The organism is Marinobacter sp. UBA2498, from assembly GCF_002341575.1.
GTDB classification, from domain to species: Bacteria; Pseudomonadota; Gammaproteobacteria; order Pseudomonadales; family Oleiphilaceae; genus Marinobacter; species Marinobacter manganoxydans.
In genome coordinates, this window is record NZ_DDOI01000122.1 from 30,564 (window position 1) to 31,433 (window position 870).

1 protein-coding gene is annotated in these 870 nt (G+C 59.3%); it reads left to right on the top strand.

Going from position 1 to position 870, the window contains the following annotated elements:
• A partial coding sequence (locus B2W52_RS17030) for an ATP-binding cassette domain-containing protein (protein ID WP_286803786.1) occupies window positions 1-870 on the top strand: 870 nt, incomplete at both ends.

The window sequence follows — 870 nt, forward strand, 5'->3', positions numbered from 1 at the left end:
GTCGCGGACCTGGAAGTCCAGTTCGCTGAAATGGACGGCTATACCGCCGATGCCCGCGCCGGCGAGCTGTTGCTTGGCCTGGATATTCCGCTGGAGCAACACAACGGCCCAATGAGCGCGCTGGCACCGGGCTGGAAGCTGCGGGTGTTGCTGGCCCAGGCGCTGTTCTCCGATCCTGATGTGTTGCTGTTGGACGAGCCCACCAACCACCTGGACATCAACACCATCCGCTGGCTGGAAAACATACTGGTGGCCCGCAACAGCACCATGATTATCATTTCCCACGACCGCCACTTCCTGAACAGCGTGTGCACCCACATGGCGGATCTGGACTATGGCGAACTGCGCCTGTTCCCGGGCAACTACGACGAATACATGACCGCCGCCACCCAGGCTCGCGAGCGTATGCTGTCGGACAACGCCAAGAAAAAGGCGCAGATTGCCGAACTGCAGCAGTTTGTCAGCCGCTTTTCGGCCAACGCCTCCAAGGCCAAGCAGGCCACCTCCCGTGCCCGCCAGATCGACAAGATCCAGCTGGAAGAGGTGAAGCCCTCAAGTCGGGTGAGCCCGTTTATCCGTTTTGAACAGGGCAAGAAACTTCACCGTCAGGCGGTGACTCTCAAGAACATGACCAAGGGCTTTGATGATAAGCCCCTGTTTAAGAATCTGAACCTGCAGGTAGAAGCCGGTGAGCGAATCGCCATCATTGGTCCCAACGGCATCGGCAAAACCACGCTTCTGCAATGCATGTCAGGGGCCTACACGCCCGACAGTGGCGAGGTGAAGTGGACCGACAGCGCGGAAGTGGGCTACTTCGCCCAGGACCACACGGCGGACTTTGCCGAGGATGAAACCCTGACCGACTGGATG